Genomic DNA, 24,147 nt, shown 5'->3' with positions numbered 1-24,147 from the left:
AAATGAACGAAACCCGCCACATCCAAACTGGCGGGTTTTGTCGTTCAGCTCACCTCACACCGTGTCCACCTTCAACGAGTGATCATTCAACATCCCGTTGATGATGGTCGCCGTATCCGCTCCCGCGATCATCCCATCCGCGCCCGGCGTGACGCCGTATTGGCTGGCGAGGTTGACGCCGGCCAGGTCGATGGTCTGGTTCGGCGTCCCTCCCGCGATGCTGCTGATGTCGATGCTGGTGGTGACCGAAGCGCCACTGCCGGTGACGGAGAAGTGCAGGTAGTCGTCCAGGGACGCGGCGCTGCCGTTTTCCCCCTGCAGCAGTTGGGACAGGTCGAGTTTATCGAGGCCGGGCGTGAAATCCGTGATCAGGTCATGGCCGCTGTTGCCCGCCTGCCATTGGAAGGTATCGGCGCCGCTGCCACCGGTGAGGGTGTTGTTGCCCAGGCCGCCGATGAGCAGGTCGTCACCGCCACCGCCATTGAGTACGTCATGGCCCAGTCCGCCGTTGATACGATTGCTCGCGCCGTCACCGGTGAGGGTGTCGTTGAAGTTCGAGCCGATCAGGTTTTCGATGCCCGCCAGTGTGTCGGTACCGGCGCCCAAGGTGTTTTGCGCCGCCAACAGCCCCAGGTTCACGGTGACCCCGGCGGTTGCATGGGCATAGCTCGCGGTGTCGTTGCCCGTACCGCCGTCGAGCAGGTCGTTGCCCGTGCCGCTGTAGAGCAAGTCATTGCCTGCCCCGCCATGCAGGGTGTTGTTGCCCGAGCCGGCGCTGAGTATGTCGTTGCCGTCGCCCGCATTGAGGAGGTTGTCACCGTTGCCAGCCACCAGCACATCGTCCCCAGCGGTGCCCGTCAGGGTGTGGCCCGCCTGGTAGCTGATGCCCACCGCTGCACCGTCGCTACCGCCGTGGTTGTCGCTGGCGGTATAGCTGCCGTGATAATCCGGTGTGCTGTCCTGGGCGCCGGCGTAGTTGACGGTCATGGTCAGTTGATAGTTCTCCGCACCGTTGGGGTTGCCGCCGCTGCCGTTGGCAATGTTGGTGACGTGGATCTGGTAGTTGCCATCCGCCGCCGCCGTGAACGAGGCACCGTCGGTGATCGCAATGAACGGCCCACCATTGAGGGCGTATTCCAGGGTGATATGGCCGCCCGCCAAATTGTGGTCCAAGGTGAGGGTTTCACCCTGCTTGAGGCTGATGTTGAGCCGGTCTTCATCATTGACGTTGTTGTTGGAAACCGCCCCCAACGCGCCGCTGACGACCAACACGGCGGTCATGGTCGCGGTGTTGGCGACGAAGGCGCTGCGATTGAGGTTGATCGATTGCACGTTGTTACCGGTGAAACTGACGGTGCCGGTGCTGCCAGTGAAATCCGCGCCCTTGGCGGCCCAGCCGGTATTGAAACTGGTGGGTGAAGCGGTCAGCGGATCGCCGTTGGCGTCGCTGTCGTTACCCAGCAGCAACTCGCCCGGGATCACGATGTTGCCCGACAGCACGTTGGTGATGATGTTGTCGTCGACCGCCACGGGCGGGCTGTCAGGCACGACTTTGATCACCAGGCTGGAACTGGCCAGGTCACCATCGTTGTCACTGACGGTGTAGCCGATGTGCTCGGTGATCAACGTGCTGGTGGCGGTCTGGGAGGTGTAGCTGAACGCGCCAGTGTCGAGGTTGACCACCAGGGTACCGTCGTGGCTGGTGGCGATGCTCAGGGTGTTGGTCGCGGTATTGAAGCTGCCGTGGTTGATCCCGCCGCTGGCGGTCAGCGCGCCATGGCCACCGTTGGCCGCCGGGTCATAGCTGTACGTGGTGCCATCGAGCACCAGGCTTTTGATAAACCCGCCATCGGCACCGAACGAGCCGCCTTCGCCCAACAGATTGCCGGTGACCGGCACGCCCTGCACCGTGCCGGAAAGCACCGAGTTGAGCTGGTTCAAGTCGGTGACCACCACCGCATTGGTGTTGGTGTGGGTGCTGCCATCGTAGGCCAGCGGATCGAGGTTGGCGTTGCTGACGCCGCTGCCCAGGCCGATGGCGTAGTTCTTGATGCCATTGGCGTCGAGGAAGGCCTTCCACGCGGCTTCATCGGCCGTGCCGGTTTCCTGGCCCGAGGTGGGTTTGCCGTCGGAGAAGAAGTAGCCGATGTTCTGCGCCCCGGTCAGTTGCCCGGACGTGACGAACGCGGTCTTGGCGGCCGCCACCGCCGCATCGTAGTTGGTCCCGCCATCGGCCGTCAGGCTGGTGAGAAGCGACTTGGCGGTTGCCACATCCACCCACACCGACGTCTGGTCAGTGGCGCTGCTGCTGAACGTCACGAGCTGGACTTTCACGTCCCCCAGGTCATCGTATTTATCCAGCAAGGCACTGATGGCCTGTTTCGCCAGGTCCAGCCGCGACAGCCCCGGCACACCGGAAGCATCGGCCATGCTGCCGGACACGTCGAGTACGATCAGCAGGTTCGAGTCGATCTCCACCGCCGTCACCGAACGCTCGGAGGCGACGGCGGTGGGCACATCGTCGACGATGCTCACCACCAGGTTGCCGGTGACGCTGTTGCCCAGGGCATCCGTCGCTTGATAGGTGAAGCTATCGCCCAGGACGTTCGGGCCGTCGTTGGCATGGGGTGTCGTCGTGGCAGGCGAAGTCAGCGTGTAGGTGTACGAGCCATCGGGATGGAGCGATAGCTGACCATAAGCGCCGGTGGCGTTGCCTACCAGGGTGAAGGTCACCGCGCCGGTGGCACCGGTCACCGAACCGACAAGACTGCCGGTGGCGGTTTCGCTGGTGGCGCTCGGATCGCTGCCGGTGACGGTGCCGGGCGCCAGGTCCTGGCCGTCCTGGTTCAGGTCCAGGGCTTTTTCGTAGACGGTAATGTCCTGGTCGGGATTGGCGACCAGGCAGCTGTTGTGCACGTCGATGGTGATGGTCGTGGTGCTCTCATCACCGTCGGCATCGCGCACAGTGTAGGTGAACACATCGGTGGCGCCCGGCGCGCCGACAGCGTCCGGGTTGCTGTGGTAAACGGCATTGCCGTTGGCGTCCAGGGTCAGGTAGCCGTAGGTGCCGTTGATCAGGGTGTTGAGGCCGCCAGTGGCAGGGTTCGAGGTGTCGTTGCCGGCGCGTACGCCGATGACTGCACCGCCGTCGGCACCGAGCACGTCGTTGTCCAGCACGTTGCCGTTGACCGTCCCGCCCTCCACCACCGAGGCGACATCACAGTGAGCCTTGGGCACGTCGTCGACGATGTCGATGACGATGGTGCTGGTGACCGTGTTGCCTAACGAGTCCGTGGCCTGGTAGGTGAAGCTTTCGCTCTGCACGTTCGGGCCATCGTTGGCGTGAGGCGTGGTGGTGGCCGGCGAGGTCAGGGTGTAGGTGTAGGAGCCGTCGGGGTGAAGCGACAGTTGACCGTAGGCACCGGCGGCGTTGCCCACCAACGCGAAGGTCACTGCGCCCACGGCACCGCTGACCGAACCGACGAGGCTGCCACTGGCAGTCTCACTGGTGGCATTCGGATCGCTGCCGCTGACGGTGCCGGGTGCCAGGTCCTGGCTATCCTGGTTCAGGTCGAGGGCTTTTTCGTAGACGCTGATTTCGTGGTCGGGCGTGGCGACGAGGCAGCTTTCGTGGACATCGATGGTGATGGTGGTGGTGCTTTCATCGCCATCGGCATCGCGCACGGTGTAGGTGAACACGTCGGTCGCACCGGGGGCGCTGACGGTGTTCGGATTGCTGTGGTAAACGGCATTGCCGTTGGCGTCCAGGGTGAGGTAGCCGTAGGTGCCATTGATCTGGCTGTTGAGGCCACCGACGGCCGGGTTCGAGGTGTCGCTGCCGGCGCGTACGCCGATCACCATGCCACCGTCCGCGCCCAGCACGTCGTTGTCCAGCACATTGCCGTTGACCGTGCCGCCTTCCATCACCGAAGCAAAATCGGCATGGGCGTTGGGTACGTCGTCGACGATGTCGATGACGATGGTGCTGGTGACCGTGTTGCCCAACGAGTCCGTGGCCTGGTAGGTGAAGCTTTCGCTCAGCACGTTCGGGCCATCGTTGGCGTGAGGCGTGGTCGTGGCTGGCGCCGTCAGGGTGTAGGTATACGAACCGTCGGGCTGAAGCGACAGTTGACCGTAGGCACCGGTGGCGTTGCCCACCAGCGCGAACGTGACTGCGCCAACGGCTCCACTGATCGAGCCGACAAGGCTGCCGCTGGCGGTTTCGCTGGTGGCATTCGGGGCGCTGCCGGTGACGGTGCCGGGCGCCAGGTCCTGGCCATCCTGGTTCAGGTCGAGGGCTTTTTCGTAGACGCTGATTTCGTGCTCGGGTGTAGCGACGAGGCAGATATCGTGGACATCGATGGTGATGGTGGTGGTGCTTTCATCGCCATCGGCATCGCGCACGGTGTAGGTGAACACGTCGGTAGCACCGGGGGCACTGACGGTGTTCGGGTTGCTGTGGTAGACGGCGTTGCCATTGGCGTCCAGGGTCAGGTAGCCGTAGGTGCCATTGATCTGAGTGTTCAAGCCGCCGATCGCCGGGGTCGAGTAGTCGTTGCCAGCGCGCACGCCAATCACGGCGCCACTCGTGGCCGGCCCGTCGGCACCGCCTTCGTCGTTGTTCAGGACGTTGCCACTGACCGTCCCGCCCTCATCCACCGAGGCGGAATCAGCATGGGCGGTCGGCAAGTCGTCGACGATGTTCACGTCCAGGCTGCCGTTGGCGGTGGTGCCGTTGTCATCGGTCACGACCACGGCGAATTGCTCGCTGAGGCTGTTGGCGCCGTTGGCATTTGGATGGGCTTCGTTGTCCAGCAAGGTGTAGCTGTAGGTCACCACGCCCGTCGCGGCGTTGAAGCCGGTGATGGTCAGGGTGTTGCCCAACGCGGTGGTAATCGATTGAGGGAAACCTGCCGCGACACCACCGGTGACGACGTTGATGCCACCGACGCTCAGGGTCTGCACACCGTCCAACGCAGTGACGGTAAAGGTGCCGCTTTGAGTCAGGGCCGGAGCATCCGGGCTGCTGCCATCGCTGAGGTTTTTCTCTTGTAATGACAGCTCGCCGCCCTCGGTGTCGAGGCCGCGGATGATCACCGGATCGTCGTTGTTGTGCACTTGCAGCACCAGGTTCGCGGTGCTGGTGTCGCCGTCGGCATCGGTCAGGGTGTAGGTGAAGGTTTCACTGCCGTTGCCACCGCCGTGCAGACCTTTGAAGTCTGCGTCGGAAGTATTGAGGGTGTAGGTGTAGGAGCCGTCGGCGTTGAGGATCAGGGTGCCGTAGGTGCCGGTGAACGTGCCGGGGGTGATGGGGCCGGAAGCGACTTGGTCCGCACCTTGGGTGTCGTTGGTCAGCACACTGCCGGTCAGGGTCAGGTGGGTTTCCGAGGCCGTACTGGCGTTGCTGTCGTCCACGGCTTTAGGCAAGTCGTCGACGATGTTCACGTCCAGGTTGCCGTTGGCCGTGGTGCCGTTGTCATCAGTGACTACAACGGCAAACTGTTCGCTGAGGCTGTTCGCGCCGTTGGCAGTTGGATGGGCTTCGTTGTCCAGCAGCGTGTAGCTGTAGCTCACCACACCGGTGCTGGCGTTGTAGCCTGTGATGGTCAGCGTGTTGCCCAACGCAGTGGTAATCGACTGTGGGAAACCAGCTGCCACGCCGCCAGTGACGACATTGATGCCGCCCACGCTCAAGGTCTGCACACCGTCCAACGCAGTGACGGTAAAGGTGCCGCTTTGGGTCAGCGCCGATGCATCCGGGCTGCTGCCGTCGCTGAGGTTTTTCTCCTGGACCGTCAGCTCACCGCCCTCGGTATCGAGGCCGCGGATGATCACCGGATCGTCATTGTTGTGCACTTGCAGCACCAGGTTCGCGGTGCTGGTGTCGCCGTCGGCATCGGTCAGGGTGTAGGTGAAGGTTTCACTGCCGTTGCCACCGCCGTGCAGACCTTTGAAGTCTGCGTCGGAAGTATTGAGGGTGTAGGTGTAGGAGCCGTCGGCGTTGAGGATCAGGGTGCCGTAGGTGCCGGTGAACGTGCCGGGGGTGATGGGGCCGGAAGCGACTTGGTCCGCACCTTGGGTGTCGTTGGTCAGCACACTGCCGGTCAGGGTCAGGTGGGTTTCCGAGGCCGTACTGGCGTTGCTGTCGTCCACGGCTTTAGGCAAGTCGTCGACGATGTTCACGTCCAGGTTGCCGTTGGCCGTGGTGCCGTTGTCATCAGTGACTACAACGGCAAACTGTTCGCTGAGGCTGTTCGCGCCGTTGGCAGTTGGATGGGCTTCGTTGTCCAGCAGCGTGTAGCTGTAGCTCACCACACCGGTGCTGGCGTTGTAGCCTGTGATGGTCAGCGTGTTGCCCAACGCAGTGGTAATCGACTGTGGGAAACCAGCTGCCACGCCGCCAGTGACGACATTGATGCCGCCCACGCTCAAGGTCTGCACACCGTCCAGCGCAGTGACGGTAAAAGTGCCGCTTTGGGTCAGGGCCGATGCATCCGGGCTGCTGCCATCGCTGAGGTTTTTCTCTTGTAATGACAGCTCACCGCCCTCGGTGTCGAGGCCGCGGATGATCACCGGATCATCGTTGTTGTGCACTTGCAGCACCAGGTTCGCGGTGCTGGTGTCGCCGTCGGCATCGGTCAGGGTGTAGGTGAACGTTTCGGTGCCGCTTCCTCCACCGTGCAGCGCGACGAACTGCGGGTCGCTGGTGTTCAGGGTGTAGGTGTACGTACCGTTGGGGTTGAGCACCAGGGTGCCGTAGGTGCCGGTAAACGTCCCGCCAATGATCGGTCCGCTGTCGGGTCCGGTGGGGATACGGTCGGCGCCTTGATGATCGTTGGGCAATACGTTGCCGGTGAGCGTGACCAGGGTTTCCGATGCCGAGTCGGGGTGACTGTCGTCGATCGCCTGGGGCACGTCGTCGGTGATGTTGACGTCCAGGGTCCCGGTGGCGATGTCGCCATCGTTGTCGATGGCCACGACCGGGAACTGTTCGGTGATGTTATTGGCCCCGCCGCCGGCAGGATGCGTTTCATTGTCCGTCAGGGTGTAGCTGTAGCTGACCACACCGGTGGCCGGGTTGTAGCCGGTGATGGTCAACGTGTTGCCCAGCGCCGAGGTGATCGTTTGGGGAAAGCCTGCGGGCACGCCGCCGGCGATCACGCTGATGCCGCCGATGCTCAGGCTGCTCAGCCCATCGGGGGCAGAAACCGTGAAGGTGCCACTTTGCACCAGCGCTGCCGGATTGCTGGTCGTGCCGTCGGCCAGGTTGGCCTCGCGGGTGGTCAGTTCGCCCCCCTCCACGTTGACCCCATCAAGCGTCACGGGGTTATCCGGTGTTCCGGGCGGCACCGCGCCATCGTCGCCGTTGTTATCCGGATCACCCGCCAGCTCTAGAAATGGAAACTCGGGAATGCCGTTGAACCCCGCCGTGGGGAAACCAATCTGCGGATCGACTTCCCCGCCGACTTCTTCCAGCAACACGAAGTTGTGCCCGCCACCCACCCCACCGGGGTTGCCGCCCTCGGGGCCCGCGGCCGTGGCTTCGCCGGTCTGGGTCGGGTCGGCACCGGCGGCGATGGCTTGTTGCAGTTTTTGCACATCGGTCAGTTGCGCGTCACTCGGTGTCACCGCTTCAGGCGTGTCGACATGAGGCGCATGGTTGGCGAGCAACTGGGGAGTCAGGGTCAGGTTACTTCCGCGGCCCAGGGTCAACTCCTGACCGTTCTGCAAATGCACTGCCACTGCCCCTTCGGCCCCGGTGATCAAGTGTTCGCCGGCATAGAGCCGATCACCTTCGACCAGAGGTCGCCGCAGACCACCGGCCGCTTCTGCGAAAACCTGCCCTACCACCTTGCTGACGGTACCGATGAGCGCTGCCATGTGCATTTCCTCCGTTGCCAACCGCAGTCGGCACCTGTCTGGGTAAAGAATTCGTGCTCAGGTCGACAACCCACAAAATCTGGAAAATCTGCCAGCTTTCGGGTCAGTGAGAGGTGCTAGCCATTCGCCGCAATGACAAAAAACCGTCACACCAAATCACTGCTCATTTCGCCCTCTCGGCACTTCTTTACATTCGTTTCAAAATTTTGATGGAACTTTTATTGACGCCTAAAAGCCGTCAGGACCCGCAGATTCAAAGGCTCTCCCTTTGAACAATGTGCTGGTTTTTTTTAAGCACATAAGTTTTTTTTGGAATAAGACTTATGAAAAATTCTTCTTAGGTTTTGCGCAGAATGTTCTTAGCTGTGTTGTTACAAGCTTGAAACGGTTTTGATCTTAAATACGTCAATATTCTGGCGACATCGAAGTACTACAGACCTCAGGAGATGCACCCCATGCGCGTTCTAACCCCCCTCTGCAGCGCGGTTTTGCTGGCCATGGCCTGCTCTTCTCAGGCGCAGGCCATGTCTTTGACCGAAGCCATCCAGAGCACCATTGCGACTCACCCGGAGCTGGCCCAACGGGTAGATAGCCGTCTGTCGGCCAATGAAGACGTTAAAGTCGCGAGAGGGGGCTTCTTCCCATCGGTGGATTTGAATGCCGGTTACGGCCGTGGCTACAGCGACAACACCAACACCCGGGCGTTGGGCAACCACCACACCAATATCCTGACCTACACCCAGTCGGAGCTGCGTTTGCGGCAGATGATCTTCGACGGGTTCAACACCGCCAACGAAGTGGAGCGCACCAAAGGCGTGGTCAACTCCCGGGCCTATTACGCCCAGGGCACCGCCCAGGACCTGGCCCTGCGCACCATCGAGGTCTACCTGGAAGTGCTCAAGCGGCGCGAGCTGGTGACCCTGGCCAAGAACAACCTGCAAGCGCACCTGCGGGTCAACGACCAGATCGGCCTGCGCACCGAGCGTGGGGTGGGCAGCACGGCCGACTCCGACCAGTCCAATGCCCGTCGGGCCCTGGCGGAAAACAACTACGATACCGCCCAGGTCGACCTGGCCGATGCCGAGGCGAATTTCTACAGCGTGGTCGGGCGCATGCCCGATGAGCTGGAAGCACCGCCCTCGACCAAAGGCGAAATGCCCGCTGATCTGCGCGCAGCCCAGCAAAGCATGGTGGAAAACAACCCGTACCTGAAATCGGCCCAGGCCGACATACAGTCCGCCGAAAGCCAGTACGAAGTGGCCAAGTCGCCGTTTTACCCGCGTTTCGACGCTGAGGCGGCCGTGGGCGCCAACAACAACATCGGCGGCGAAGAAGGTCACGACAACAACTGGCGGGTCGGTGTGGTGATGAACTACAACCTGTTCCGCGGCGGCAGTGACAAGGCCCGGCTGGCCTCCAATGCCCACCAGATCAACCAGGCCATGGACATTCGCAACAACGCCCTGCGCCAGCTCAACGAAGACACGCGCCTGGCCTGGAACGCGATGAACAACGCCCGCAAACAGACCCCCACCGCCCGCGAATACGCCGAAACCACTTCCCGCGTACGCGCCGCGTATCAGGATCAGTTCGGCCTCGGCCAGCGGACCCTGCTCGATGTGCTCGACAGCGAAAACGAGCTGTACAACGCCAACCGTCGCTACACCGAGGTGCGTTACACCGAGGAATACTCGATGTACCGGGTGCTGGCGAACATGGGCCAGCTCCTGAGCAAACAACGGGTAGTGCTGCCGGCCGACGCGGTCGCCCAGACCGAAGTCAAAAACGAAGCACGGCTGCCCGAACTGAAGTAGCCCCACAGAAAAAGAATGGGAGCGATCAATGTGACCAGCATGGAACCCGTAACCCTTGGCGCCGATCCGCGCCTGAATTTCGACGATCCTTTGCTGGACGGTCTATTGATCCTCTGCAAACTCCATGGCGCGACAGTCAGCCGCGCCAGCCTCAGCGCCGGGCTTCCTATGGCGCACCAACGCCTGAGCCTGGACCTGCTGCCCCGCGCAGCGGCCCGGGCCAGTTTGCAAGCGCGCTTGCTGCGCCGTGACCTGGGCGACATCTCGCCGCTCAACCTGCCGGTGATGCTGATTCTGGCCGGCGGTCGCTGCGCGGTGTTGCGCCGTTGGGGCGAGGACGGCAAGGCGCTGATCCTGCCCAGCGAAGCCGATGGCGGCGAACAATGGGTCAGTCGCGAGGAACTGACCACCGACTACAGCGGCCAGGCGTTGTTCGCCCGGCCGCGCCATGAACTCGAAGACCTGCGCGCGCCCCTGGTACCGCGGGTCGAAGCCTGGTTTCGCGACACCCTGAAACTGTCGCGTTGGCTGTACAGCGACGCGATCCTGGCGAGTTTCCTGATCAACCTGCTGGGGCTGATGGTGCCGCTGTTCGTGATGCAGACCTACGACCGCGTGGTGCCCAACCAGGCCACGTCCACCCTATGGGTATTGGCCATAGGACTGTTGATCGGCACCGGCTTCGAACTGGTCCTGCGGGTGGTACGCGCCCATCTGCTGGACACCGCCGGCAAGAAAACCGACGTGATTCTTTCCGCCACGCTGTTTGAGCGCATCACCGGCATGGCCATGAAGGCCAAACCGGTGACCATCGGCGGATTTGCCCAGAGCATCCACGACTTCCAAGGCTTGCGGGAGTTTCTCACCGCCGTGACCCTCACCAGCCTGATCGACTTGCCCTTCGCCGTGCTGATGCTGCTGGTGATCGGCCTGTTGGGCGGGTGGCTGGTGGTGATTCCGGTGGTGGCTTTTCCGCTCACCATTGTCTTTGCGATGATCATCCAGGTGCGCCTGCGTGACACCGTGCAAAAAAGCCTGGCCCTCGGCGCCCAGCGCCAAGCCTTGTTGATTGAAACCCTCGGCGGCCTGGAAACCCTCAAGGCCTGTAGCGCAGAAAGCGAGCGCCAGCATCAATGGGAAAGCACCCACGGCGCCCTCACCCGCCTGGACAGCCACGCCCGCAACCTCTCGGCACTGGCGACCAACGGCACGTTGTTCCTGCAACAACTGGCCGGCATGGCGACCATCGTCGCCGGGGTCTACAGCATCATCGCCGGCAACCTCAGCGTCGGCGCGCTGGTGGCGACCTACATGCTCGGCAGCCGGGTCCTCGCTCCGCTGGGGCAGATCGCCGGACTGATCACCCGCTACCAGCAAGCCCAGCTCACCATGCGCAGCACCGATGCCTTGATGGCGTTGCCCCAGGAGCGCGACGCCAAGCAGCGGCCGTTGGACCGCACCCAGTTGCAGGGCGCGCTGGAGGTCAACGGCGTGACGTTCCACTACAACGGCCAGAATGCGCCGGCACTGGCCAATATCAGCTTCAGCCTCAAACCCGGCGAGCGGGTGGGCATCATCGGTCGCAGTGGCTCGGGCAAGAGCACCCTGGCGCGGTTGGTGATGGGTTTCTATGCCCCGGAGGAAGGCCAATTGCTGCTCGATGGCCTGGACCTGCGGCAACTGGACGTCGCCGACCTGCGCCAACAGATCGGCTACGTCGCCCATGACCTGCCGTTGCTGGCCGGTAGCCTGCGGGACAACCTCACCCTCGGCGCCCGCTATATCAGTGACGCGCGCATGCTGGAAGTCGCCGAGTTGACCGGTGTCACCGAACTGGCCCGCCAGCATCCCCAAGGCTTCGACCGCCCGGTGGGCGAGCGCGGACAGTTGCTCTCCGGTGGTCAGCGCCAAGCCGTGCTGCTGGCCCGGGCCCTGCTGCTCGACCCACCGATCCTGCTGCTGGATGAACCCACCAGCGCCATGGACAACAGCAGCGAAGACGTCCTGCGGCAAAAGCTCCACACCCATGTCCAGGGCAAGACCGTGCTGCTGGTGACCCACCGCACCTCGATGCTGAGCCTGGTGGACCGGTTGGTGGTGCTGGACAACGGGCGGATTGTGGCGGATGGGCCGAAGGAAGCGGTCATCGATGCGTTGCGCAAGGGGCGGGTGGGGACGGCGGCGGTTTAACAACCCACACCGTACCTGTGGCGAGGGGATTTATCCCCGCTGGGGCGCGAAGCGGCCCTAAAACCTGAAAGCTCGGTGTGTCAGGAAAATGGTATTGGGGCTGCTTCGCAGCCCAGCGGGGATAAATCCCCTCGCCACAAAAAACCGCGACCAGCTCCACTTCACTTAACCGACGGGTACCGCCCATGTCTGCTCAAACACCGGATTCCGCCGCTCGAAGCTACTTCGGCAGTTTCAGCAAGAGCGCCGAAAGCGAATTCATGCCGGAAACCGCCGGCGCCACGTTGCAGGATTCGCCCCGGCGCTCCCGTGTCACCGTGTGGCTGGCCGCCGGGTTGATCATCACCGGGCTGGTCTGGGCCAAACTGGCGGTCTTGCAGGAAGTCACCACGGGCGAAGGCAAGGCGATTCCGTCGAGCAAGATCCAGGTGATCCAGAACCTGGAGGGCGGTATCGTCACCGAGATTTTCGTCCGTGAAGGCCAGATGGTGAACAAGGGCGACACCCTGCTGCGCCTGGACGATACGCGGTTTCTGTCGAACAAGGGCGAGAGCGAAGCCGACCGCTATGCCTTGACCGCCCAGGTCGAGCGCCTGTCGGCCGAGGCCGAGGGCCGCCCTTTCAAGCTTTCCGCAGAGGTCATCGCCAAGGCCCCGCAAGTGGCCGAGGACGAACGCTCGCTGTACGAACAACGGCAACGGCGCCTGGCCAGCGAACAGCGGACCCTGACCGAACAACTGCGGCAGAAGACCCAGGAGCTGGCGGAGTTTCGCTCCAAGCAAGGCCAATTCAGCTCCGCCCTGGGCTTGCTGCAGGAAGAAATGAACATGTCCGCGCCGCTGGTGCGCACCGGGGCCGTGTCGCCGGTGGAGATCCTGCGGCTCAAACGCAGCGCGGTGGAAATCCGCGGCTCGCTCAACGCCACCACCTTGGCGATCCCTCGGGCCGAATCGGCGATCAATGAGATCAAGAGCAAGATCGACGAGTCCGAACAATCCTTCCGCTCCGACGCAGCCAAGGACCTTAACGAGAAACGCACGGAGCTGTCGAAAATCGCCGCGTCGAGCATCGCCATCGACGACCGCGTGACCCGCACCACCGTGGTTTCGCCGGTGCACGGGGTGATCAAGCAACTGAAGGTCAACACCATCGGTGGCGTGGTCCAGCCGGGCAGCGACATGGTGGAAATTGTCCCGTTGGAAGACAACCTGCTGATCGAAGCCAAGGTCCGCCCCCAGGACGTGGCGTTCCTGCACCCGGGCCAGAAAGCCATGGTCAAGTTCAGCGCCTACGACTACACGATCTATGGCGGGCTGAGCGCCAAGCTCGAACTGATCGGCGCCGACACCATCACCGATGACAAGGGCAACAGCTTCTACCTGATCCAGGTGCGCACGGATAAAAACCACTTGGGTGGAGATGCCAAACCATTGCTGATCATCCCGGGGATGGTGGCGACAGTGGATATCATTACCGGCGAGAAGAGTGTCTTGGATTACTTGCTCAAGCCGGTGTTGAAGGCGCGGACCGAGGCGATGCGCGAGCGGTAGTTTCTAACTGGAATCTCCTCTGATCAATAGGCCGCCATCGCGAGCAAGCTCGCTCCCACAGTTGATCTCCAGCGTGCACAAGACTTGTGATCAACACACACCCAATGTGGGAGCGAGCTTGCTCGCGATGAGGCCAGCGAAGACAGCACTCATTTCTCAGCATGGTTACGTCGAAACGTCTGCTCCCCCATCGCCGCAATCTGCCCCTCGATCAACGCCTCGAACGGCCTCAACAACGGCTCGAAACCCGCCGGCGCCTCCAGCGTCTGCAACGCCTGGACAATCGCCTCCACCGTCGACAACGCCCCCGGCCCGGGTGCCTTGCGCAAGCGATAACGAGACACCCCGCCTTCGGCCAGCGTCACCCTCGGCAGCGCCGCCAACAAGGGATTGAGGTGCAGCAACTTGCGCGCCTTGCGCCAGGTGCCATCGGGGACGACCAGCAGGATCGGCTCATCGGACGGGCCATAGGCTTGCAACGGCTGCGCCTCGTCGCCGGGAAACAGCAAGCGCGCCTGATACCCCGGTTGATCGAGCAGCCTGGGCAAATCCTCGAACACTTCGCCCACGATCAACTCGGCATTGTTCAGCCCCAACGCCGCCAGGCGGGCGGTGTTCAAGGCGTGGTTCACTTCGCTGGGATGCTGCAACAGCAACACCCGGGTGCGGCTGTCGAGGCTGGGGATCAACGGGCACAGGCAATGGCTTTGCGGCCTGTGGCAACGCGAGCAATGGATTCGGGACATGGGCACCTCAGGCCTGGTTGAGCTGCGCCTTGAGCAGGTCGCGGAACGTCTGGATCAGCGGCTCGCGGCTACGGCCACGACGCACGATCATCGAAAACGGCGCCTGATAACCAAAGGTCGCCGGCAGCAGCACGCGCAAATCGCCCTTGTCGACCCAGGCCTGGGCATAGTGCTCGGGCAGGTAACCGATATAGGCACCGGACAGCACCAGGATCAACTGTGCCTCCATGCTCTCCACCGTCGCCGCGCTGTGCTTGAAGCCGTGGCGGGCCAGTTCGGCCTGGCTCCAGTAACCGCGCCCGACCATGCGCTGCTGGGTGATGACTTGCTCGGGGATGCGCCGCTCGTTGAACAACGAGTGGCGGTTGCTGCAATACAACCAGTGCTGCTCACGGTACAGCGGCATGTAGACCAACCCACTCATACGCGTGGAAAACGCACCGATGGCCAGGTCCAGGCGATTGTCCTGCACGCCCAGCTGCAGCTCATAAGGGCTCATCACCGACAGGTGCAGATGCACCGCCGGATGCTCCTGGCTGTAGGCGCCGATGGCTTCGGCAAACGGCAAGGCCTTGTCACTGACGGTGGAATCGATCACCCCCAGGTTCAACGTGCCACGCAATTCGCCCTTGAGCGCCGCGGCGTATTGCTCGAACCCTTCGAGCTCGCCCAGCAGGCGCAGGGTTTCCTGATGGAACAACTCGCCCTTGCTGGTCAGGCTGAAACCGCCCCGACCGCGATGACACAACACCAGGCCCAGGGCCGATTCAAGCTGGCTCATGTAGGTGCTGATGGCCGACGTGGACAGGTTGAGTTCGTGCTGGGCATTGGCGAACCCCTGATGCCGGACCACGCTCACGAAGATGCGCAGCAGTTTCAGGTCGGGTAAAGCGTTGGCCATTGGGATGTCTCCATACAGGCGGGTCACTGCACATTTGTGGCGAGGGGATTTATCCCCGCTGGGCTGCGAAGCAGCCCCAATATCATTTTCCTGACACACCGAGCTTTCAAATTTTAGGGCCGCTTCGCGCCCCAGCGGGGATAAATCCCCTCGCCACAGGGGCCACTACTTCCCAATCCAAACAGGGGGACGGCGCTGACGCGAAGTCTATCGCCCCGTCCCGCATTAGTTTAGAAAAATCTGAACTAAGTATTTTCCCCCAGCGATTCTTCACGGCACCCGCTTTTCGCAGAATCGGCCCCTGATAAATAAAACAGCGATGAGGCCCTACCCGTGGACAAGACTCTTCACCAACCACTGGGCGGCAACGAAATGCCGCGCTTCGGCGGCATCGCCACCATGATGCGACTTCCCCACTTGCAAACCGCTGCCGGCCTGGACGCGGCGTTCGTCGGCGTGCCGCTGGACATCGGCACCTCCCTGCGCGCCGGCACCCGTTTCGGTCCCCGCGAGATCCGCGCCGAATCGGTGATGATCCGCCCCTACAACATGGCCACTGGTGCGGCGCCGTTCGACTCGTTGTCAGTGGCCGACATCGGTGATGTGCCGATCAACACCTTCAACCTGCTGGACGCGGTGCGGATCATCGAAGAGTCGTACCACAAGATCCTCGAGCACAACGTCATCCCCCTGACCCTGGGCGGCGATCACACCATCACCCTGCCAATCCTGCGGGCTATCCACAAGAAGCACGGCAAGGTCGGCCTGGTGCACATCGACGCCCACGCCGACGTCAACGACCACATGTTCGGCGAGAAAATCGCCCATGGCACCACCTTCCGCCGCGCCGTGGAAGAAGGCCTGCTCGACTGCGACCGCGTGGTGCAAATCGGCCTGCGGGCCCAGGGCTACACCGCCGATGATTTCAACTGGAGCCGCAACCAGGGCTTTCGTGTGGTCCAGGCCGAAGAGTGCTGGCATAAATCCCTGGCACCGTTGATGGCTGAAGTCCGTGAGAAAGTCGGTGGCGGCCCGGTCTACCTGAGCTTCGACATCGACGGCATCGACCCGGCCTGGGCGCCCGGCACAGGCACCCCGGAAATCGGCGGGCTGACCACCATCCAGGCGATCGAAATCGTCCGGGGTTGCCAGGGCCTCGACCTGGTCGGTTGCGACCTGGTAGAAGTCTCGCCGCCCTACGACACCACCGGCAACACCTCGCTGCTGGGCGCCAACCTGCTGTACGAGATGCTCTGCGTACTGCCCGGCGTGGTTCATCGCTGAGGTGCGGCCATGAACGAACAGGAGCAGGTTCTCCAGGCCGCCGCAGAACTGGTGTCGGCCTTCGCCCGCAATGATCGCGACGCCTACTTTGGCGCGTTCACGACCGACGCGAGTTTCGTGTTCTACACCCTCGAACAGCCCCTGCTGTCACGCGATGCCTACCAGGCGTTGTGGGATCGCTGGCGATCCGAGGATGGTTTCGAGGTGCTGTCATGCACCTCGAGCAACGCCTTCGTCAGCCTGCAAGGGGACGTGGCGGTGTTCATCCATGACGTGGCCACCGAGCTGCGCATGCAAGGGGAGCGACACTTTAGCCAGGAACGCGAAACCATCCTGTTCCGCAAACAGGAAGGTCGCGAGCAAGAACAACAAGGCCTATGGCTGGCCTGCCATGAACATTTGTCCGCCATGCCGGAAGGGCTGCCACCCCCTTAGCCAAACAGGCGACGCTCACACACGATGAGCGCGCCTTTATGATCGGAGCAGGTCATGAATAACAATAACGACAACAGCCTTACGCAAATCGAAACCTTCGGGGTCGAACAGATCCCGGACCACGAACGAACCGCCGGCCCGGGCGATCTGTTTCGCCTGATCTTCGGCGGCGCCAACACTTTTGCCACTGCCGTGCTCGGCAGTTTCCCGGTGGTGTTCGGCCTGTCGTTCCAGGCCGGTGTCTGGGCGATTGTGCTGGGGGTACTGGTGGGCTCGATCATCCTCGCCCCCATGGGTCTCTTCGGCCCGCTCAACGGCACCAACAACGCCGTGTCTTCCGGTGCGCACTTCGGCGTGCACGGGCGGATCGTCGGCTCGTTCCTGTCATTGCTGACCGCCATTGCGTTCTTCTCATTGTCGGTGTGGAGTTCGGGGGATGCATTGATCGGCGGCGCCAAGCGGCTGATCGGCGTACCGGAAACCGACCTGAGCCTGGGCCTGGCCTACGGGTTGTTCGCCTTGCTGGTGTTGACGGTGTGCATCTATGGCTTTCGCTTCATGCTGTGGGTCAACCGCATTGCCGTGTGGGCCGCCAGCCTGCTGTTCCTACTAGGCATCCTGGCTTTCGCGCCAACCTTCGACAGCCAGTTCGCCGGCACCGTCGCCCTTGGTCAGCCGGGCTTCTGGGCGGCGTTCATCGGCGCGGCGCTGGTGGCCATGAGCAACCCGATTTCCTTTGGGGCGTTCCTGGGTGACTGGTCGCGCTACATCCCCCGCAACACGCCGAAGCGCCGCATCATGCTGGCGGTGATCGCCGCGCAACTGGCGACGCTGATCCCGTTCCTGTTCGGCCTCGCCACCGCCACCATCGTCGCGATCAAGGCGCCGGACTACATCGCCGCCAACAACTACGTGGGCGGGCTGCTGGCGGTTTCGCCGGGATGGTTCTTCCTGCCGGTGTGCCTGATCGCAGTGATCGGCGGCATGTCCACCGGCACCACGTCGCTGTATGGCACCGGGCTGGACATGTCCAGCGTGTTCCCACGGGTACTGTCGCGGGTCAAGGCGACATTGCTGATCGGCGTGCTGTCGATTGCCTTCATCTTCATTGGGCGCTTCGCCGCGAACCTGGTGCAGAGCGTGTCCACCTTCGCCGTACTGATCATCACCTGCACCACGCCTTGGATGGTGATCATGATCATCGGCCTGCTGGTGCGCCGCGGCTTCTACTGCCCGGATGACCTGCAAGTGTTCACCCGGGGCGAAACCGGCGGACGCTACTGGTTCACCCATGGCTGGAACTGGCGTGGCCTCGGGGCTTGGATTCCCAGCGCATTGGTGGGGTTGTGCTTCGTCAACCTGCCAGGGCAGTTTGTCGGGCCTTTGGGCGAACTGGCCGGTGGGATCGACATCAGCCTGCCGGTGACCCTGGGCCTGGCTTCGGTGGTGTACCTGGTGCTGCTTGGGTTGTTCCCGGAACCGGCGGCGGTGTATGGGCCGGATGATCCGCGGAGCAAAAACCAGCCGAGTGCAGAACCTGTGGCGAGGGGATTTATCCCCGCTGGGGCGCGCAGCGCTCCCAAACCCTGACACCTCGGTGGGCCAGACAGATTGAGTTGGCTGTTTTGGGGCTGCTTCGCAGCCCAACGGGGATGAATCCCCTCGCCACAAGGGCAGTACCCGAGCTTTTCTGGCTGGGGTACCAGCCGTCCCCACTATAAAAAAGACAATCGGAGACACGCCATCATGGCTTTGGATTTAATCGTCGTTCTCATCTATGCCGCCGGCATGATCGCCCTGGGCTGGTACGGCATGCGCCGCGCCAAGACCCGTGATGACTACCTGGTGGCCGGGCGCAACCTCGGCCCGGGCTTTTACCTGGGCACCATGGCCGCTACCGTCCTGGGCGGCGCGTCCACCATTGGCACCGTGCGCCTGGGCTACGTCTACGGCATCTCCGGGTTCTGGCTGTGCGGCGCCATCGGCCTGGGCATCGTCGGCCTGAGCCTGTTCCTCGCCAAGCCATTGCTCAAGCTCAAGATCTACACCGTGACCCAAGTGCTGGAGCGCCGCTACAACCCGGCCGCGCGTCAAGCCAGTGCATTGATCATGCTGGTTTATGCGCTGATGATCGGCGCTACCTCGACCATCGCCATCGGCACTGTGATGCAGGTGCTGTTCGGCCTGCCGTTCTGGGTGTCGATCCTGGTGGGCGGCGGTGTGGTGGTGCTGTATTCCACCATCGGCGGCATGTGGTCGCTAACCCTCACCGACATCGTGCAATTTTTGATCATGACCGTCGGCCTGGTGTTCCTGCTGATGCCCCTGTCCATCAATGACGCGGGCGGCTGGGATGCAATGGTGGCGGCATTGCCGGCCAGTTACTTCGATTTCACCGCGATTGGCTGGGACACCATCCTCACTTACTTCCTGATTTACTTCTTCGGCATCTTCATCGGCCAGGACATCTGGCAGCGGGTATTCACCGCCCGCAGCGAACGCGTGGCGAAAGTGGCCGGCACCGCCGCCGGTCTCTATTGCGTGCTGTACGGCCTGGCCGGGGCGTTGATCGGCATGGCCGCCAAGGTGTTGCTGCCGGACCTGGAAAACGTCAACAACGCCTTCGCCAGCGTCGTCCAGACCAGCCTGCCCAATGGCATTCGCGGGTTGGTCATCGCCGCCGCCCTGGCAGCCTTGATGTCCACCGCTGCGGCGGGCCTGCTCGCGGCTTCCACCACGGTGGTCCAGGACCTGCTGCCACGCTTGCGCCAGGGTCGTGAAAGCGGCAGCGGCGACGTCCACGAAAACCGCATCGCCACCCTGCTGATGGGCGCGGTGGTTCTGGTGATCGCCCTGGTGGTCAGCGATGTCATCAGCGCCCTGACCCTGGCTTACAACCTGTTGGTGGGCGGCATGCTGATTCCGCTGATTGGCGCCATCTACTGGAAGCGCGCGACCACGGCTGGTGCGATCACCAGCATGTCGCTGGGCTTTCTGACCGCCCTGCTATTCATGATCAAGGACGGCCTGGACGCCAACACGCCGATCTACTACAGCCTGGGCGTGGCACTGGTGAGTTTCGTCGTGGTGAGTGTGTTGTCGCCACGGCCGAGTGCGGTGGCCAAGGCGGTTTGATCAACAACTGAATCAAGCCGAACGCACCTGTGGCGAGGGGATTTATCCCCGCTGGAGCGCGCAGCGGTCCCAAACTCTGACATCTCGGTGTGCCTGACAGATTGAGTTGACCTTTTTAGGGCTGCTTCGCAGCCCAGCGGGGATAAATCCCCTCGCCACAGGGGTGTGTTTCGGAAATAAAAAGATCGCAGTTCCGGGCCATCTCAATTGAAATGGTCCGGAACTGCGATCTCTTCAAATTCCTGGTGGTTTTACCGGCGGCGCGGTTGGCGGCGGCGTTGCTCGTCATCGGTGCGGATCGGTATCGGTTGCATTGGCGGCTCGATCAGCCCCAGCGCGACACCCAGGTCGTGAAGCCAGTTCTGGATTTTCTCTTTCATCGTGGTGCCCCCTCAGGGTGGTGCGAGCGGCAGAATTCTGTGGCCCCTTCGCACTGATAATAGTCCGAAGTCCTACGCAATGCTCGTTACAGATTGCAATGATCTGTTACTGAATTGATCCAAATCCACCTCCCGGAGTTCAAGCCGATTGCGCCGTTGTCATGGGTGTCCGTGGCCAAGCCTGTTGCTGTAGCTCGATCCAGGCGTTGAGGTTCGCCCCTACCATCCCTTTGCGCCACATCAGCCAGGTCGTGGCACTGGCAAACGGCTCGGCCAGCGGATGCACCGTCACACGTTCGCGGCCCGGCAGGCTGGCGAGCATCGACTCGGACATCAGCGCCACCCCAGACCCGGCGATCACACACGCCAGCATCCCTTGGTAAGACTCAATTTCCATCGCCCGGCCCATGGTCGCGTGATCATGGGCAAACCAGGCCTCTAATCGCATCCGGTACGAGCAACCACGCCGGAACGTGAACACCGCACGGCCCTGCACATCCAGGGCACTGTGTACCGGCGGATGATCGGCCTCGGTAATCAGCACCAACCGCTCGTCGCACAACGGCACGCCATCCAGCCCCGCGAACTCCAGCGGGCCGTCCACCAGTGCCGCGTCGAGCCGGTTGGTGAGCAGGCCTTCAAGCAGCTCAGCACTGGGTCCCGATTGCACTTGCAGGTTCACCGCCGGGTACGCCCGGTGATAAGCCGCTAGCAGGTCCGGCAAATGCGTCGCCGCCGTGCTGTACATCGTGCCCAGTACAAAATCCCCGGCCGGCTGCCCGCCCTGCACGGCCGCATGGGCTTCGTCGTGCAAGGCAAAGAGCTTGGCCGCATAGTCCAGCAGGACTTTTCCCGCCGGTGACAACTGCAAGCGCTGACGCTCCCGCAGGAAAAGATCCACGCCCAGCTGCTCTTCAAGCTGCTTGAGCCGGGTCGAGAGGTTCGACGGCACCCGGTGCAGGCGCTCGGCGGCCCGGGTGATGGAACCTTCCTCGGCCACGGCCTGGAAAATCCGTAATTGGCTGAACTCCACGACCTTCTCCAAAAAAGAACAAGTTACTCACTATTATTCATTTTTAATGAAAGTCAATCAGTCCTAGCCTGACGGTCATTCGCCTCAACGCTGGAGAACGACCATGTCACCTCTTATTCGTCTGCTCGGCAGCTTCATCGCCTTGATGATGGCCATGGGCATCGGCCGCTTCGCCTTGACGCCCCAGTTACCTCACTTGATCGGCGAAGGCCAGCTCGACTTGACCGCCGCCGGTCTGATTGCCGCCGCCAACTACCTGGGTTACTTCCTCGGCGCGCTCGACGCCATGTTCGCCCGCCGCCCGGAACAGGTGCAGCGGCGCTTGCTCGGCGGCCTGTGGCTATGCGTGCTGCTGACCCTGGCGTCGTTCTGGGCCTGGGGTTTCTGGCCGCACCTGGCGCTACGCTTCGGCACCGGCGTGGCAAGTGCCTGGGTAATGGTGATGATCACCGCCTTGAGCCAACCCCTGGCCGCAGCGGCAGGACGGCCGCGGCTCGGCGCACTGGTGTTTGCCGGACCGGGGCTGGGGATTTTTCTGACAGGCATGCTGGCCCTGGGCTCGAACCTGCTGGGCCAGACCTCCGCGACCCTGTGGCTGGTGTATGCCGGCGTGGCATTGGCGATGTTGCTGGTGATTCTGCCGATGCTGCCGCAACCCGCCGCAAACACGACCGTTGCCCCGTCGGCCGGCACTACGTCAAACCGTGGCATCGCTCGGCTCGGCGCGGTGTACGTCTTATATGGCCTGGGCTACATCATTCCGGCCACTTTCCTCTCGCAGATGGCCTCGGCGCAGTTCCATGGGCAATGGCAGGCGGACTTGTTCTGGCCCTGCTTCGGCCTGGCCGCCGCGATCGGCGTATTGCTGGTGAGTCTGCACCGACCCGACCCGACCACCACAGCTCGCTGGCTGATCGGTACGTTGTGGCTGCAAGCGGCCGGGGTCTTCGCCTGCCTGCTGGGTAGCGGGCCGGGGTTGGCATTGGGCGTCATCCTGTGTGGCGCACCGTTCCTGGCCTGTATGCAACTGGTGATGCTGCGCGCCCGGGAACTGACGCCACAGGCCACCCAGCGCAACGCCGGGCTGTTGACTGCCTGCTTTGCCGTCGGCCAACTCAGCGGCCCGCTGCTGGCGGCGCTGAGCAGCCATTTCAGCGGCGGGTTGCAACCGGCGCTGATCATTGCCGGCAGCGGCCTGGTGTTGGCCGGCGGGCTGTTGTTGCGGCCCGCCAGCCGAAACGCCGTGAGCCCTTGCACCCAGACCGTCCTGCGTTGATCAGGCCGGACTGAACGATGGGTGCGGCGCCAGCTCACGCCGCGCCAGGGCGAAATACAACACCCCGCCGAGGAAGCAACCGGTGAACCAGGCAAAGTTGGCCATCGATTGCAGCATCGGCGTGAAGGTGATCGCCACCCCCATCAGCGTCGCCGGAATCAACGCCTTGACCGCCGTCCAGTTGATGCCGCCGCTGTAGTAGTAACGCCCGCTCGGCCCGTCATTGAACAGCGCATCGACGTCGATCTGCTGCTTTTTGATCAGGTAGTAGTCCACCAACAGAATCCCGAACAGCGGGCCAATGAACGCCGCCAGCACGTCCAGGGTGTAGTGGATCACTTCGGGATTATTGAACAGGTTCCACGGCGTGATGAAAATCGACGCCAGCGCCGCGATCATGCCTCCGGCACGCCAACTGATTTTGCTGGGTGCGACGTTGGCGAAATCGAAGGCTGGAGAGACGAAGTTGGCGACAATGTTGATGCCGACGGTGGCGGTCACGAAAGCAAAGGCCCCCAACAGCACGGCCACGTTGTTGTCGATCCGCGCCACGGTGGCGATCGGGTCGTGGAGCATTTCGCCGAACACCGGCAAAGTCCCGGAAACAATCACCACGGTGACCAGGGAGAACGCCAGGAAATTCACCGGCAACCCCCAGAAATTACCCCGGCGCACGTCAGACATGCTCCGGCAGTAACGACTGAAATCGCCGAAATTCAGGGTAGGGCCGGAAAAGTACGACACCACCAGCGCCGTCGCCACGATCACCTGGCCGAAGGCCTGCCAGCCGGACAAGGACTTTTCCGCCAGGGTGAAACTGATGTTGCTCCAACCGGCCTTCCACACGATCCAGCCAGCCAGCAGAAACATCACGGCGTAGACCACCGGCCCGGCCCAGTCGATGAAACGACGGATCGACTCCATGCCGGTCCAGAACACCAGCGCCTGGACAAACCACAGGCTGAGGAAACCGAACCAGCCCAAGTAGGACAAACCGGCAAATTGTGGCGTGGCGTAGACTTCCATTGCAGGAAAAAACCGCAAAACCACAATGATCAGCGCGCTGGACGCCAGGTACGTCTGAATGCCGTACCAGGCCACGGCAATCAAGCCGCGGATCACCGCAGGAATATTCGCCCCAAACACCCCGAACGCCAGCCGACAGATCACCGGATACGGCACCGCCGCCTGTTGGCTCGGCTTGGCGACCAGGTTGGCGATCAACTGCACGATGCAGATCCCGCCGAGCAAGGCAATCAACACCTGCCAACTCGCCAGTCCCAATGCGAACAGACTGGCGGCAAATACGTAGCCGCCGACGCTGTGCACATCACTCATCCAGAACGCGAAGATGTTGTACCAATTCCATTTCTGCGGCAGCGGGCCCAGGTCTTCGTTATAGAGACGGGGGCTGTAGCCGTTGGGCATTTGCTCGGACATTGCGGGCTCCTTTTGAGTACCGCCGTGCCCCCGGGTCGACCTGCTCACCATACTGCGCACGGGAGCCGGCATGGTTTGTATA

General features: G+C 62.6%; 14 protein-coding genes. 8 read left to right on the top strand and 6 right to left on the bottom strand.

The window, feature by feature from the left end; all coding sequences use genetic code 11:
- Nucleotides 1–54 precede the first annotated feature (54 nt).
- Nucleotides 55–7,881 carry a retention module-containing protein gene (locus LOY70_RS07900; protein WP_265035260.1) on the bottom strand — a complete coding sequence of 2,609 codons (7,827 nt, stop codon included), beginning with the start codon at nt 7,879–7,881 and terminating at the stop codon, nt 55–57.
- 455 nt (nt 7,882–8,336) lie between these two features.
- Here LOY70_RS07900 and LOY70_RS07895 point away from each other — a divergent pair, with 455 nt between their 5' ends.
- The 3 genes from LOY70_RS07895 to LOY70_RS07885 all read left to right on the top strand — a co-directional run bounded on the left by LOY70_RS07895 (nt 8,337) and on the right by LOY70_RS07885 (nt 13,435).
- Nucleotides 8,337–9,695: a TolC family outer membrane protein gene (locus LOY70_RS07895; protein ID WP_123342220.1), complete on the top strand. Its 1,359-nt coding sequence runs from the start codon at nt 8,337–8,339 to the stop codon at nt 9,693–9,695.
- Between the two features lie 30 nt (nt 9,696–9,725).
- Nucleotides 9,726–11,885 (top strand): type I secretion system permease/ATPase, encoded by a 2,160-nt coding sequence (locus LOY70_RS07890; RefSeq protein ID WP_265035257.1) that lies wholly within the window; start codon nt 9,726–9,728, stop codon nt 11,883–11,885.
- Nucleotides 11,886–12,070: 185 nt separating this feature from the next.
- Nucleotides 12,071–13,435, top strand: coding sequence for an HlyD family type I secretion periplasmic adaptor subunit (locus LOY70_RS07885; RefSeq protein ID WP_123414684.1), 1,365 nt, complete (start codon nt 12,071–12,073; stop codon nt 13,433–13,435).
- 149 nt (nt 13,436–13,584) lie between these two features.
- Here LOY70_RS07885 and LOY70_RS07880 read toward each other — a convergent pair whose 3' ends face one another.
- Both LOY70_RS07880 and LOY70_RS07875 read right to left on the bottom strand, forming a co-directional pair.
- Nucleotides 13,585–14,181 carry a tRNA-uridine aminocarboxypropyltransferase gene (locus tag LOY70_RS07880; RefSeq protein WP_265035255.1) on the bottom strand — a complete coding sequence of 199 codons (597 nt, stop codon included), beginning with the start codon at nt 14,179–14,181 and terminating at the stop codon, nt 13,585–13,587.
- Nucleotides 14,182–14,188: 7 nt separating this feature from the next.
- Nucleotides 14,189–15,082, bottom strand: coding sequence for a LysR family transcriptional regulator (locus LOY70_RS07875; protein ID WP_265035253.1), 894 nt, complete (start codon nt 15,080–15,082; stop codon nt 14,189–14,191).
- Between the two features lie 333 nt (nt 15,083–15,415).
- On the opposite strand from LOY70_RS07875, the gene speB reads away from it, so the two are divergent.
- The 4 genes from speB (at nt 15,416) to LOY70_RS07855 (ending at nt 19,936) form a co-directional block, all read left to right on the top strand.
- Nucleotides 15,416–16,366: an agmatinase gene (gene speB / locus LOY70_RS07870; protein ID WP_092205065.1), complete on the top strand. Its 951-nt coding sequence runs from the start codon at nt 15,416–15,418 to the stop codon at nt 16,364–16,366.
- 9 nt (nt 16,367–16,375) lie between these two features.
- On the top strand, nt 16,376–16,801 hold the full coding sequence (locus LOY70_RS07865) for a YybH family protein (RefSeq protein WP_265035250.1): 426 nt from the start codon (nt 16,376–16,378) through the stop codon (nt 16,799–16,801).
- Between the two features lie 54 nt (nt 16,802–16,855).
- On the top strand, nt 16,856–18,391 hold the full coding sequence (locus LOY70_RS07860) for a purine-cytosine permease family protein (protein WP_265035248.1): 1,536 nt from the start codon (nt 16,856–16,858) through the stop codon (nt 18,389–18,391).
- 156 nt (nt 18,392–18,547) lie between these two features.
- The gene (locus LOY70_RS07855; protein WP_265035246.1) at nt 18,548–19,936 is read left to right on the top strand and encodes a sodium:solute symporter; all 1,389 of its coding nucleotides are present in this window, start codon (nt 18,548–18,550) and stop codon (nt 19,934–19,936) included.
- A 251-nt stretch (nt 19,937–20,187) separates the two neighbouring features.
- On the opposite strand, the gene LOY70_RS07850 is transcribed toward LOY70_RS07855, so the two are convergent.
- Both LOY70_RS07850 and ptrR read right to left on the bottom strand, forming a co-directional pair.
- Nucleotides 20,188–20,316 (bottom strand): PA1414 family protein, encoded by a 129-nt coding sequence (locus LOY70_RS07850; RefSeq protein WP_256222727.1) that lies wholly within the window; start codon nt 20,314–20,316, stop codon nt 20,188–20,190.
- Nucleotides 20,317–20,455: 139 nt separating this feature from the next.
- Nucleotides 20,456–21,349: a putrescine utilization regulator PtrR gene (ptrR, locus tag LOY70_RS07845; protein WP_265035239.1), complete on the bottom strand. Its 894-nt coding sequence runs from the start codon at nt 21,347–21,349 to the stop codon at nt 20,456–20,458.
- Nucleotides 21,350–21,452: 103 nt separating this feature from the next.
- Here ptrR and LOY70_RS07840 point away from each other — a divergent pair, with 103 nt between their 5' ends.
- A complete protein-coding gene (locus tag LOY70_RS07840; RefSeq protein ID WP_265035238.1) occupies nt 21,453–22,625 on the top strand; it encodes an MFS transporter in 1,173 nt (390 codons plus the stop codon).
- Here LOY70_RS07840 and LOY70_RS07835 read toward each other — a convergent pair whose 3' ends face one another.
- Nucleotides 22,626–24,065, bottom strand: coding sequence for an NCS1 family nucleobase:cation symporter-1 (locus LOY70_RS07835; RefSeq protein WP_265035236.1), 1,440 nt, complete (start codon nt 24,063–24,065; stop codon nt 22,626–22,628).
- Between the last annotated feature and the right edge of the window lie 82 nt (nt 24,066–24,147).

Source organism: Pseudomonas sp. B21-054, assembly GCF_026016345.1.
GTDB lineage: Bacteria > Pseudomonadota > Gammaproteobacteria > Pseudomonadales > Pseudomonadaceae > Aquipseudomonas.
The sequence above is the reverse complement of the archived record's forward strand: the minus strand, read 5'-3'. Positions and strand labels throughout refer to the sequence as shown.